The organism is Streptomyces sp. NPDC014733 (assembly GCF_043083385.1).
Lineage (GTDB): Bacteria > Actinomycetota > Actinomycetes > Streptomycetales > Streptomycetaceae > Streptomyces.
Map to the genome: position 1 here is coordinate 1 of NZ_JBIBYO010000012.1, position 11,499 is coordinate 11,499.

General features: G+C 70.9%; 13 protein-coding genes. 6 read left to right on the forward strand and 7 right to left on the reverse strand.

Translation table 11 applies throughout. The annotated features are described in order from the left end of the window. Positions 1-339: 339 nt before the first annotated feature. Positions 340-1,104 (reverse strand): GNAT family N-acetyltransferase, encoded by a 765-nt coding sequence (locus ACF1BH_RS23860; protein WP_391645704.1) that lies wholly within the window; start codon positions 1,102-1,104, stop codon positions 340-342. Between the two features lie 80 nt (positions 1,105-1,184). Then, entirely contained in the window at positions 1,185-1,418 is a 234-nt protein-coding gene (locus tag ACF1BH_RS23865; protein WP_391645358.1) for an Rmf/CrpP fold protein, read from the reverse strand. Between the two features lie 143 nt (positions 1,419-1,561). Between ACF1BH_RS23865 and ACF1BH_RS23870 the strand changes: the two genes are divergently transcribed. After that, positions 1,562-1,717 carry a hypothetical protein gene (locus ACF1BH_RS23870; protein WP_391645360.1) on the forward strand — a complete coding sequence of 52 codons (156 nt, stop codon included), beginning with the start codon at positions 1,562-1,564 and terminating at the stop codon, positions 1,715-1,717. A gap of 102 nt (positions 1,718-1,819) precedes the next feature. Here the strand turns inward: ACF1BH_RS23870 and ACF1BH_RS23875 are convergent, their stop codons facing one another. Then, entirely contained in the window at positions 1,820-2,119 is a 300-nt protein-coding gene (locus ACF1BH_RS23875; RefSeq protein ID WP_391645362.1) for a hypothetical protein, read from the reverse strand. 613 nt (positions 2,120-2,732) lie between these two features. Between ACF1BH_RS23875 and ACF1BH_RS23880 the strand changes: the two genes are divergently transcribed. Next, entirely contained in the window at positions 2,733-3,101 is a 369-nt protein-coding gene (locus ACF1BH_RS23880) for an ArsR/SmtB family transcription factor (RefSeq protein ID WP_391645364.1), read from the forward strand. Between the two features lie 187 nt (positions 3,102-3,288). Then, positions 3,289-3,720, forward strand: a complete 432-nt coding sequence (locus tag ACF1BH_RS23885; protein ID WP_391645366.1) for a DUF6126 family protein — start codon at positions 3,289-3,291, stop codon at positions 3,718-3,720. Between the two features lie 118 nt (positions 3,721-3,838). Here the strand turns inward: ACF1BH_RS23885 and ACF1BH_RS23890 are convergent, their stop codons facing one another. After that, complete coding sequence (locus tag ACF1BH_RS23890) at positions 3,839-5,302, reverse strand: DHA2 family efflux MFS transporter permease subunit (protein WP_391645368.1); 1,464 nt, start codon at positions 5,300-5,302, stop codon at positions 3,839-3,841. 387 nt (positions 5,303-5,689) lie between these two features. Here ACF1BH_RS23890 and ACF1BH_RS23895 point away from each other — a divergent pair, with 387 nt between their 5' ends. Further along, on the forward strand, positions 5,690-6,781 hold the full coding sequence (locus ACF1BH_RS23895) for a DUF1611 domain-containing protein (protein WP_391645370.1): 1,092 nt from the start codon (positions 5,690-5,692) through the stop codon (positions 6,779-6,781). 34 nt (positions 6,782-6,815) lie between these two features. On the opposite strand, the gene ACF1BH_RS23900 is transcribed toward ACF1BH_RS23895, so the two are convergent. The 3 genes from ACF1BH_RS23900 to ACF1BH_RS23910 are packed head-to-tail and all read right to left on the reverse strand — an operon-like array spanning position 6,816 to position 9,048. Further along, positions 6,816-7,997, reverse strand: coding sequence for an MAB_1171c family putative transporter (locus ACF1BH_RS23900; protein ID WP_391645372.1), 1,182 nt, complete (start codon positions 7,995-7,997; stop codon positions 6,816-6,818). Positions 7,998-7,999: 2 nt separating this feature from the next. Beyond that, complete coding sequence (locus ACF1BH_RS23905; RefSeq protein WP_391645374.1) at positions 8,000-8,554, reverse strand: toxin; 555 nt, start codon at positions 8,552-8,554, stop codon at positions 8,000-8,002. Between the two features lie 8 nt (positions 8,555-8,562). Then, positions 8,563-9,048, reverse strand: coding sequence for an XRE family transcriptional regulator (locus ACF1BH_RS23910; protein WP_391645376.1), 486 nt, complete (start codon positions 9,046-9,048; stop codon positions 8,563-8,565). 545 nt (positions 9,049-9,593) lie between these two features. Between ACF1BH_RS23910 and ACF1BH_RS23915 the strand changes: the two genes are divergently transcribed. Together ACF1BH_RS23915 and ACF1BH_RS23920 are read left to right on the forward strand one after the other, a co-directional pair. Next, complete coding sequence (locus ACF1BH_RS23915) at positions 9,594-10,670, forward strand: ParB/RepB/Spo0J family partition protein (RefSeq protein WP_391645378.1); 1,077 nt, start codon at positions 9,594-9,596, stop codon at positions 10,668-10,670. 156 nt (positions 10,671-10,826) lie between these two features. Continuing rightward, positions 10,827-11,402 carry a YbaK/EbsC family protein gene (locus tag ACF1BH_RS23920; protein ID WP_391645380.1) on the forward strand — a complete coding sequence of 192 codons (576 nt, stop codon included), beginning with the start codon at positions 10,827-10,829 and terminating at the stop codon, positions 11,400-11,402. Positions 11,403-11,499 lie beyond the last annotated feature (97 nt).

Genomic DNA, 11,499 nt, shown 5'->3' on the forward strand with positions numbered 1-11,499 from the left:
GCGTAGATGTCGCAATCCACACCGAGCCAGAAGGCCCTCACCCGTTCAAGCACCCCACGCGCGTGTCACCAACGTCCCGGGACAACACACCTAGGCGCACAACCGCAAGAAGCGCGGCTCCCGCGGTGGTCGGCCGCCCAAGTTCAACGCCGAGGACTACAAGGCCCGGCATGCCGTCGAGTGCGGCATCAACCGCCTCAAAAGGAACCGAGCTGTGGCCACGAGATACGACAAGATCGCGGGCCGCTACGAGGCCACTGTCCTCGTAGCGGCCATCAATGAGTGGCTGTGACCGGCCCATTCAGGGATGGCGGACGGACGCCCGTGGAGTCTTGGCGGTCAGGGGGTGATGGCATGTTCGACGAACTGGCCGCAAGCGCGGAACCCCAGGCGGCGGTAGACGGGCTCGCCGTCGGCCGACGCCTGTAGGACTGCGATGCGGTGGTCTCGCTCGCGGGCCGTGCGGAGGGCCGCGAGCGTGATGGCACCGCCGTAGCCGCGCCGGCGGTGGGAGGCCAGGGTGGAGATGTTGTAGATGCCGGCGACTCCCGCGTGGTGGAACACCTCGGCGGAGCAGACCGGACGGTTTTCCACGTAGCCCACCAGGTACCGGGCCGGGCAGGTCGCGGCCAGCGCCTGCGGGGCGGCTCGAGCGAAGAAGCCGCGGACGGTCTCGGCGGGCGGGTTCCAGTTCGCGGCGAGGACCGTGGCGTAGTCGGCGAGCTGCTCGGGCGTGGTCACGGTTCGGATGTCCAGTCCCGGGACGGCGGGAGGAGGCAGGGTGTCGTCCACTTCGGCCCACATCGCCGTCTCGCGTTCAGACACCGGCAGACCGGCCGCCGTCAGGCGGGCGGTGAGGTCCAGCGGTGTCGAGGCCGGCCCCACCCACCAGGAGAAACGGCGGCCGGTGCCGGCCAGTGTCCCAGCGGTCTCGGTGATGCGGGCCGCGGCGCTGGCGGCGGTGAAGCGGGCCGAGGCAACGATGTTGAACGTGTCGTCGTCCAGGCCACTGTCCGCGACCAGGAGGTCACCACCCTCTGTGACGGTCGCGCCAGACATACTCCGGTGCAGATGACAGGCGTGTTCCGCCAGGTTCCGCTCCATCCTGTCCGTCAAGTCGGCTTCATCAAAGGAATGATCATTCATAGCGATTGATCCCACCACGACCGGACGAAGAACGCATGTCATTTTAGGCGGTGCCACGCCGGTGACCAGCACTTTCGATACACGCCCTGGTCGGCGGCGCGCTCCTGGTCGTGCTGCTCGTCGGCGAACCGTGCCGTCTTGGCGTAGCCGCGGACCCACTCCGAGCGGCGCAGATCTCCGGACGGGTACGGGCAGGCGGTCACCGGGTCGCCGGTCCGGCCGGCATCGGCGCCCGCGTTCAGGGCGCGGACGAGATCACCCCTGGTGCCCATCGCCGCCCCCTCAGCGCGGGCGCAGGAGATGCGCGCGGGGCCGGGAACAGGCTTTGCGGGTCGACGCCGTCGGCCTCGGCCTGCCGGTTGAGCAGGTGGCCGCGTAGCGCGTCTTCGGCTTCGTCCCGTCAATCGGGGGAGCGTTGGCAGGGCGTGGAACCGCTTCCGGGCACGCCCGAAGCGCCGCCCCTCAGGCCCTCATCGCCCCCGACGGCACCGTCGCGGCCCGCTTCGTCCCGCAGGCCGAACCGGACGCCCCGGAGCTCGTCGCGGCCCTTGAGGAGCAGCTGCCTGGATGACGGTTTGGCGCGCGTCTGCCGCAGCGGGCGCGCGCCCGGGAGGGTGTTGCCGCTCCGAGGAGCCCCCGGTGGACCGGGGTCGGTGGCGTGGATGCCGAAGCCTCATTCCTCGGCGCGTCTGGCGCCGGGGCCCTTCGGTGGGGCGTCGTGGCGGCGGGAGCGGGGGATGACGCGTTCGTCGTCCGTGGTGGTGGGCGGGCGCCGGTCCGCGGGCTGGGGCGGTGTGTCGGTCGGGGGCCAGGCGACCGGGGACGGCGCACCGGACCGCCACTCCCGCAGCAGTTGGTCGAAGATCGGCGTGGTCTCCTCCCGGCGCCCGGCCTGCGGCGCCGGGACTGTGGGGGGTGACAGGGGGAGAGCGCGGTGCCGGAACGGGGGCCCGGCGTTCTGCTTGGCGTCCATGACCGGACTCAACCAGCCGACCCGCACGCGGGTTGCGGGCACGCCACCCGGACCGCCGCAGATGCGCCTGCGCCGGTGACGGCCAGAAGATACGTTCCCGCGCGTGCCGCGGTTGACATGGCTCCCCGCCGGGCAGGCGGCCCACTGCCGCCCCGGTCCGGACGTGCGGGGCGGGGCCGGTCCGGCAGGCGGAGTGCGACGCGGGACAGGCGGCGGGAAGCGGGACCGCGGGAGAGGGGTGCACATGCTGTCAAGGCGATCTTCAGCCGGTCCGCCCCCGGGTGGCCGGCGGCGGAGGAGCGGCGATTCCTCCGGCGTACGGGCGTGTGTCCCGTCCGTGCGGCGCGATGGGTGTCGTGAACATGTCCGATGTGTGGGATGTCCCCCGTCGGAAAGGTGTCCCGATCGGACCCTGCCTGCCCATGGGCGGGCGGATGTCGTCTACAGTTGCAGAAGTCTGCAATTCAACAGTTGGTGTGGTTGTCGGCGGACCGTGAGCGGAGGCATGCGTGGGCGGATGGGCCGGAGCGGTAGGGGAGCGGACCCGGGATGCCCGGCGCCGCACGGCGCGGGCACCGCACCACCGACGCCCCGCCGTGGCGGGAGCCCGCTCATGAACGACGCCCGGATGCCGCTGTACGAGGCGAAGGCCGCGTTCTTCCGGGTGCTCGGCCACCCCGTGCGTATCCGTGTGCTGGAGCTGCTCCAGGAGGGCCCGTTGCCGGTGCGGCAGTTGCGTGGCGCGATCGGCGTCGGACCGGCCGCGCTCTCCCAGCAGCTCGCGGTCCTGCGCCGTTCCGGCATCGTCACCGCCACCCGCACGGGCACCACGGTCGTCTACGAACTGGCCGGCGGCGATGTGCCCGGTCTGCTGGGCGCCGCCCGCCGGACCCTCCCCGTGGTCCTGACCGGCCGCGGCGATCTCGCCGCCGATCCTCGGCGGGCACCGGCCGAGCAGCCCCGCGTCCGGGAGGCGTCATGAGCGCAACGGGAGTGGGCGGAGCGGACGTGGCCGGAGCAGAGATGCGCGGGACGTGGCGCCGCGGGCAGGCCGCCGGTTCACCCGCGGCGGACGTGGCCGGGGGCGCCGCGCCGCGGACCGCCCGAGCGGTCCGCCGGGCGACGGCCGTCCACCGCGACCGGGGCAGGCCGCCCGGCGGCCTCGTCGGATGAGCGCCGTGCCCGGCGCCGCCCGGCGCAAGGGACCGCCGCCGTGGCGCGCGGTCCACTCGCGCACCTGCCTGCCGGTCACCGGTGCCCCGGACTCCCGTCGCCCCTGCGCCGGCCCGCACCACCACCCGTACGACGACGGCGCGGTCGCCTCACGGGGGCCGCGCCCCTGCCCGTGGCGCCCGCCCGGCGGGCGTACCGCGCCCCGGTGCGGGGTGCGGCGGCGCGCCGTGCCGGTCAGGCGGCGCACCGGTCGGCCCATCGGCCGCCCGCTGGTCCGGCCGTCGGCGCCGCCGCGTGTCCTCGCGCTGATCTCCCGGCGCAAGGAACACGCGACCACCCGCCAGGTGCTGCTCTACATAGCCGTCGGCCATCTCGTCGCCGGGTTCCTGGTGTTGGTGATCTACCTGGGGCGCCACGCGGGCACCTGACGGACGGTATGCCGGAGGCCGGCAGCCCTGAGCGGGGGCTGCCGGCCGGGGCCCGGCGGGACGGGCGGCCGCGCCGCAGGCGGGCGGCCGTGCCGGACGGCGGGGGAGTACGTACGGATCACACGGCGCTGTGCTCCGCGGCGGCCGGAGCGGTCGGCTCCGTGGCGGTTCCGGTCGCGGGATCCGCGGCGCGTCTGCCGGGCAGCAGGGCCGCGGTCACGGCTCCGGCCGCCACGACGGCCATGCCGAGCCAGAGCGCCGGTACGAGTCCGTCCGCGAACTGCTGGTCGGTGTCGACGCTGCCGTACGCGGCGAACACCGAGGTCAGCACGGCGACGCCGAGGACGCCGCCCAACTCCCGGATGGCGTTGTTGGCGCCGGAGGCGATGCCTTCCTCGGCGCGCTGGACGGCGCCCATCACGATGTTGCCGGTCGGCCCGAAGTACAGGCCCATACCGATGCCGTTGCAGACGAACGCGGGGACCAGCGCGGCGTAGGAGGTGTCGGCCTCGACGAACAGCGCCAGCCACAGCAGGCCGAGGGACTGGAGGCCGAGGGCGGCCAGCAGGATCGGACGACCGCCGATCTTGTCGGAGAGCGCGCCGCCCAGAGGCGCGGCGAAGAGCACCATGCCGGTCCAGGAAAGCATCTTCACGCCCGCGCCCAGCGGCGAACTGCCCTGCACCGTCTGCAGATACTGCGTGACGAGGAAGATCGAGCCGAACATGCCGAAGAACATCAGCAGCGACAGGGCGTTGACGACGGAGAAGGTGCGGTTGCGGAAGAGCCGCAGCGGCAGCATCGGCGAGGCGGTACGCGCCTCCCAGGCGAAGAATCCGGCGATCAGGACGAGCCCGGCCAGGCCGCTGGCGAGCACCTCGGCCGAGGCCCAGCCCTCGTCGGGACCGCGGACGATCGCGAACACCACACCGAGCAGGCCGAGACTGATGGCACCGGTCCCCACCAGGTCGAGCCGGCCGCTCGCGCCGTGACTCTCGGTCAGCCCGCGGACGGCGAACGCCAGCAGGACCACGCCGATCGGCACATTTATCCAGAAGATCCACTGCCAGGACGCGATGCCGGTGAGGAAGCCACCGACGACCGGGCCGCAGGCCACCGCGAGTCCGGCGACCGCACCCCACGCGCCCAGCGCGGCACCGCGCTTTTGGGGCGGGAAGGCCGCGGAGAGGATGGTCAGGGTGAGCGGCAGCACGATGGCGGCGCCCAGTCCCTGGAGGGCGCGGGCGGCGATCAGCGCGCCGATGCCGGTGGAGAGCGCCGCGGCCGCGGAGGCGGCGGTGAAGAGCCCGAGGCCGAGGCAGAAGAGCCGCCGCCGGCCGAACCGGTCGGCGACCGCGGCGGCGGTGAGCAGCAGGACGGCGAAGGTCAGGGTGTAGGCGTTGACGACCCAGCCGACGCCCGTGATGTCGGTGTGCAGTTCGTCCCTGATGGTGGGCAGGGCGGTGGTCACCACCAGCTGGTCCAGGGAGACCATGAACGCGGCCAGCGAGGTGATCGCCATGGTGGGGCCCGGTCGGCCGATGGTGTCCGGCGGTGCCGATTCGGCCGTGACTGTGGCCATGGTGCGGCTCCTCAAGGAGACGGGGAACGGTGCGGTCGCGGGGGCTCGGCGGCCGTCCGAGGACAGGGCGGAGCGCCGGGCCGTGGCGGCGTACAGCGGCCCGCGAACCGGAGAGTTAGCGTGGAAACTTCTTCGCCGGGAGATTAGGGCGCATGTCGTTAGCACGTCAACCAAGTGGCCGTAGGTGGTGTCAGGTTGAACAGGCCGACGGGTGGCGGGAGTTCGGGAGTGCCGGTAGGAGTGGTGTACTCCGGTTGCCGGGAGGCGTCCGTGCGGTGGTGCCGGTGCGAGCGTCCGGGCGAGGCGCATTCCCGGGGGATTTCGGTGACCGTGAACGTATGGGTAATTCCTGGAGAATGTAAAGGAGTTGTGGGTATTCTCGCCCGCATGTTGACGTCTTCGTTCGCCGCCTCCCCGGTCCGTGCCGTCCTCTTCGCCGACGGAGTATTCGGACACCTCGAAGGAAAAACCGCGCACGGAATTCTGCGGCACAGCACCGTCATCGACCCGGTCGCCGTCGTCGACCGCTCGCACCGCCCGGAAACCACCGCCGCCATGGTGCCCGGCACCGACGTCCCCGTCGTCGATTCCGTGGCCGAAGCGCTGCGGTACCGGCCCGACGCCCTGGTCATGGCGATGACCGAATCCGATTTCGGGGAATCCGGGCCGGACGGATTCGTGCGCGACCCCCGTGAACCGGGCGACATACCGGAATTCTGGTGGGACGCGTTGGGGCAGGCGGCCCGCGCCGGACTGCACCTCATCTCCTGCCTGCACCAGCAACTGCGGGAAACACCCCTCGCCGGTCTGCTCGCCGAAGGGCGGCAGATCATCGACGTACGGCGGCCGTCTCCCACGCTGCCGAAGTACTCCGGGCGGGCCCCGCGTTCACGGGCGCGGGTCGTGCACGTCGCCGGCAGCGACTGTGTGGTGGGCAAGCGCACCGCGGCCCTCCAGATCCACCGCGAGGCACGGGCGCGCGGCGTCGTGGCGGGTTATGTCGGCACCGGGCAGACCTGTCTGCTGACGGGGTGTGTCACCGGCGCGATCGTCGACCGCACGCCGGTCTTCCAGGCGGCGGGACTGGTCGAGCACCTCGTCCAGGAGGCGGAGGCCGACCACGACCTGCTGATCATCAAGGGGCAGGCGTCGGTGTTGCACCCGGCGTTCGGCGGGCTCGCCACCGCGATACTCCAGGGCTCCCAGCCCGACGCCGTGGTGTTCGCGCACGACCCCGGCCGCAAGGCGCGCTACCACTGGGAGCACCTGGCCGTCGGAGCCGTCGAGGAGGAGATCGCCCTGGTGGAGCAGTTGGGCGGGGCCCCGGTCGTCGCCCTGGCGACCAAGGGCGCGGAGAGTGTGCGGCAACTGCGCCACCTGGGACTGCCGGTGGCCGATGTGCTGGACGCGGACGGACCCGGCGTGCTGACCGACGCGGTGTGGCAGGCGCTCGGCCGGCCGTGCGGCGCCCGCCGCTGAACGGATGCACCGACGGGGCGGCACCGGCGGACGGTCAGCGGGCGGACCGCCCGGCCGCCGGCCGCCGCACCCGGCCGAAGGCGCGCGACACCTCGACCAGCCACACCACATCGGCGACGTAGTCCGGCCCCAGCGGGCAGGTGAGCACCGCGGACGGGGCGTCGGGCGCCCGGGCGGGGGGGCGTGGTCCGGTGGGGCGGGTGACCGACAGCGCCGCCGCTATCCGGGCCGCCTCGTGGTCGGCGCGCGGGCGGCCCGCGTACCGCCGGGCCAGCTCACGTTCGGTGACCGGATCGATCCACTGCCGCAGCGCCAGACAGCCGTCCCGGATCTCGATGACCCGCCGGTGGAGCTGGAAGCGGAGGTCCCGCACCGCGTAGACGTCGCTGCGGACGGTCGGCAGCAGGACGGATTCGGGGAGGGCGCGGTGGAGGGCGAGCCACAGCGGGCGCAGGCGGTGATAGCGCCGGAAATCGGTGCACCAGCGGCGTGCGTCGGCGAGGTGCAGGCCCCACAGCGGTGCGGTCCAGCCGATGACGTTCAGGGTGATGCCGACGGTCAGCCCGGTGCGCGAGACGTTCGCCCAGGACGGCGGGTCCCATCCCAGCGGGACCAGCAGGATGTCGGCGAACCGGCCGAGGGGATACAGCAGGTCCACGGCGGCCCCCGCGGCGGCGATACGCAGACCGTGGCGTATCCAGCGGCTGTGGGTGAGGCGGGAGTAGCGCAGGCAGGCGTGGCCAAGAATCACCTTGCTGCAACTGAAAGTTGTCAGATAAATTAACTGGTAGACAAAGAAATAGGGTTGGTCGCCGGGGTGGGAAAAGTGATTCAGCGGCGGGCCGTGGCGACCGGCGAGAAGAAAGAGCAGCGCCATTGCGGCGCCGATGGCGCCGAAGAGCGCGATTCTGCGTCTCACCCGGGGGCGCGCCCGGTGCGGCGGATGAATCCAGAGAATGAGCAGCACCTGCTGGCAGGCGAGGGCCGCCACAATCCACAGCTGGACGACGACGTTGTACCACGTGACATTGCCGAAGAGGCTTCCCGCCCAGGCCGCCGGGGTGGAAAGGGCCATATAGACACCCTGGCAGCCGAAGGAAGCGCACAGCACCATGAATGCCGGGTCCCGCCATCTCCCGCGGGCAATGGGCCACAGCGCGTAGAAGAAGGCGATCATGCACGCCAGACCGGCCAGCGGATAGCGGAGGCTCGTCAATGTCAGTCCCCGTGCGAGCGGCCGAAGGATCTGTTGATCCGGTCGAGTACGGTCCCGGGACTCGGCAGCGCTTCCGTCCGCTCCGGCGTGGCCCGCAGCCGTTCCCCGAGGAGATAGGCCATTAATTCCGCTTCCTGTTCCTGCGCATCGCCGTAGTCCTTGCGGAACAGCAAATCCTTGACCAGGGACGGATCGAGATCGGGAAAGAGCTGCTCCATGGCGGACGGTTCCAGGGTGCCGCTGCCCTCGTGTCCGCACACGATATGGCTCACCTCATGGGCGATGATGTGCTCCTGGTGGTGCCGGCTGGTCTGTTCCTCGTAGAGGATGCAGTCGGTGTCGGGCAGCGGCAGCCACAGACCGCACGGGCCGGCCGCGTCCATCGGGGCGGCCAGCAGCAGGACGGGCCGGCCGCGGACGGCGGTGAGGTGGTTGAGGAGCGTCGCCAGGTCGTACGTCGGCGGCAGGCCGAGTGCCTCCAGCCGCAGCCCACAGGACCGGCGCAGTGCCTGCATGTGTCGCCGTTCGGCGCGACGGCCACGTGGGACGGTGGGCATGCTGAGCGTTACTCCTCGGCCTCGACCGGCTTGCTGCGGTGCGCCTTCGCGCGTGACTGGTCCTGCAGTGCGCTGACTTCCTGAATGATGCGCGCCAGCGACCTGCGGCCGTTGTCGTCCATCCGCATGGCGCGCAGCGCGATGTCACGAACATCAGCATTACGCATGGCTGAGGCAATGGCGAGTTGTGAGTCGATGCGTTCGGTGGTGCAGTCGTCGAAGAAGTACGCGGCCGGTACCCGGAAGAAGGCGGCCAGTGCCTCCAGATGACGCTTCGTCGGGTTGTCGCGCTGTCCCGTGCGCAGCTGCCACACGTAGGTCTTGGAGAAGGTCGAGCCGCTCAACTCGGCGCATTCCGCGGCAACTTTCTCGTACGAGTACTCCCGTCCGTCGGGCCGGATCGTGGTGAACAGCTTGTCGATCTTCTCCGCCAGTGACGACATGTAAGGCTCCTCGCGTACGCCTGGATGGTCCGGCGTCATGCTGCCGTCCATGCTAGTTGACAGTGTGTAGCGGGGAACCTAGCGTGTGCGTCTTGTTAGCAGAGATGGACAGAGGTGAAGTGGCGTCCACTGTCGTGGACGAGCGTCGGTTTCCGTGAACGGGATCCGGACCGCCATTTCATCGCGCTGATCGCTGCAGGGGGAACCAGCACATCATGAACGATCTGCAAATCCTCTTCGATGAGGGATGTTTGCGCGCCACGGGTGTCCAGCGCCTTCCCGGCCATGCGCAGAACGGGCTGCCGCACGCTATGTGCCGCCCCCGTGCGCCGAGGCCGGAGGGCTACCGCGCCGCTGCCTTCCGCGCAGCCGGGCGCACCGGCCTGCCGCACCCGCACGGGGCGGCCGCCGGATGGGGAACCCCAGCTGTTCGCCCTTGCGTTGGGCGTTGTTGACCCGCAGCCCGTGCGCGTTATGGATGCTCGGTGCGCCCCGCGCCCGAACCGGTCGTCTGCTCCGGTGCCGTGGCCTTCCGACATCTGAACTCTCGTGTGTCTGAGCGCGAATCATCCCTCGGTGCGCAGAGGAAGGTGCCCATGTCCGATGTATTGACCGGCCAAGAACCACAGTCCCTGGGCGAGTTGGAAATCGCCTCCATCGCGACGGAATTCGTCCCCGTCAGCGCGCTGTTACCGTCCGATTCGCCGCGGCTGGCCGGCGAGATCGCCGAGCACGCGCAGGCGTTGGCCGAATCCGGCGCGGATCTCCCGCCGATCGTGGTGCACCGCCCCACGATGCGGATCGTCGACGGCATGCACCGGCTGCGCGCCGCACTGCTGCGCGGGGCGCCGCGGATCGAGGTGCGGTTCGTCGAAGGTGACGAGAAGGACGCCTTCGTCCTCGCGGTGCGGCTGAATGCCGAGCATGGGATGCCGCTGTCCCGCAAGGACCGTACGGCCGCCGCGACCCGCATCATGGAGAGCCATCCGCACTGGTCGGACCGGCGCATCGGCTCGGTGACCGGGCTGTCGCCGAGCGCGGTGGCGGCGCTGCGCAGCCGTTCAAGTGGCCGAATCGCACAGTTGAACATGCGTACGGGCCGGGACGGCCGCAGCCGGCCGGTGAACAGCGCGGAGGGCCGGAGAACCGCGAGCCGGGTCATCATCGAACGGCCGGAAGCCTCCTTGCGGGAGATCGCCAAGGAAGCCGGGGTGGCGCTCGCCACCGCGCGGGACGTCCGCGAACGGATGCGGCAGGGGCAGGACCCCGTCCCGCCCAAGTTGCGGCGGCACGAACGGGACGCGGCCACCGAGGTCACCGGAGAGGCGTTCGATGAGCCTCTTCCGGCGCCCGTCGCCCCCGCGCGGGTGCGCTGCGAGCCGGACGTGGCGCAATCCGCCATGGCGTCGACGCCGGCGCTGCTGTCCGACGCGCCCTTCACGAACATGCGCAAGGACCCCTCGCTCCGGTTCACGGAGGCCGGACGGGCGCTGCTCCAGCTGCTGGGCAGTCATGCGCTCGCGTCCGACAAGCGCAAATGGCTCATCGACGGGGTGCCGGCGCACCGCAACGCCGATGTGGCCCGCGCCGCCCGCCAATGCGCCGAACACTGGCTGCAGTTCGCGAAGGAGATCGAGCTGCGGGGTGTCGACACCCGCGGTCGCGTGGGCTGAACGCCGTGGGTCCGGGCCGGCCGCCGCGCGGGGAGCGCGGGGGCCGGCCCGTCGTGCGTGCGGCGGGCAGGCCGCCCGGTGCGCGCCCGCCCCGATCTCCGTCCGCGCCCGCTGGAATTCCGTATTCCGTCACCTTCGGTTCCGATTTCCTTCCGGGTGAACTTGCCCCGCCGCCCGTTCCGGTGTGATGTGGTGGCCTCGCGCCGTGAAAATTCCAGCAGGCCGCTTACCGAAGTGCAGGGCGAGGTCATGTCGAATTCCATGTACCGCCGGCTGATGACGGTTCTGGCGGATTCCTCGGTGGACTACCGCGTCATCAACCATGCCGCCGAAGGGCATACCGAACGGGCCAGCAAACTACGCGGTCATGCGCTGGGCAGCGCCGCCAAGTGCATGATTGTCTCGGTGCGTGCGAAAGACGCCGAGGGCAGGTATGTTCTCGCTGTGATCCCGGGTGACCGGAAGGTCGACTACCGGAAGATCAAAAGGCTTTACGGCGGAACCGATGTGGTCATGGCCGACCGGGCGGAAGCCGAGCGGCTGGCCGCCTGTGAGAGCGGCTGCATCATTCCGTTCTCCTTCGAGGAACACCTCTCGGTGGTACTCGATCCGATGCTGCTCGGGCAGGATCAGGTCTATTTCAACGCGGCCCGGCTCGACCGTTCCATCGGGATGAGCCCGAGCGCCCTGGTGGCGCTCGCCAAACCGCGGATAGAGCCCATTTCCAAGTGAGCGCCGGCGTCTTCTCCGACGCCCGCCGAAGGAAATTCCGGCCGACGGTCGGTGCACGGAAATCCTGTGTGCCGGCCGTCGGTTTCTCGGTGTGTAA

What these genes read in the sequence shown, in the direction of transcription:
- ACF1BH_RS23885 (WP_391645366.1), top strand. Translation starts at nt 3,289, where the DNA reads ATGAGCGCCGTGCCCGGCGCCGCCCGGCGCAAGGGACCGCCGCCGTGG.
- ACF1BH_RS23865 (WP_391645358.1), bottom strand. Translation starts at nt 1,418, where the DNA reads ATGGGCACCAGGGGTGATCTCGTCCGCGCCCTGAACGCGGGCGCCGAT.
- ACF1BH_RS23880 (WP_391645364.1), top strand. Translation starts at nt 2,733, where the DNA reads ATGAACGACGCCCGGATGCCGCTGTACGAGGCGAAGGCCGCGTTCTTC.
- ACF1BH_RS23890 (WP_391645368.1), bottom strand. Translation starts at nt 5,302, where the DNA reads ATGGCCACAGTCACGGCCGAATCGGCACCGCCGGACACCATCGGCCGA.
- ACF1BH_RS23905 (WP_391645374.1), bottom strand. Translation starts at nt 8,554, where the DNA reads ATGCCCACCGTCCCACGTGGCCGTCGCGCCGAACGGCGACACATGCAG.
- ACF1BH_RS23910 (WP_391645376.1), bottom strand. Translation starts at nt 9,048, where the DNA reads ATGGACGGCAGCATGACGCCGGACCATCCAGGCGTACGCGAGGAGCCT.
- ACF1BH_RS23860 (WP_391645704.1), bottom strand. Translation starts at nt 1,104, where the DNA reads ATGGAGCGGAACCTGGCGGAACACGCCTGTCATCTGCACCGGAGTATG.
- ACF1BH_RS23895 (WP_391645370.1), top strand. Translation starts at nt 5,690, where the DNA reads ATGTTGACGTCTTCGTTCGCCGCCTCCCCGGTCCGTGCCGTCCTCTTC.
- ACF1BH_RS23915 (WP_391645378.1), top strand. Translation starts at nt 9,594, where the DNA reads ATGTCCGATGTATTGACCGGCCAAGAACCACAGTCCCTGGGCGAGTTG.
- ACF1BH_RS23875 (WP_391645362.1), bottom strand. Translation starts at nt 2,119, where the DNA reads ATGGACGCCAAGCAGAACGCCGGGCCCCCGTTCCGGCACCGCGCTCTC.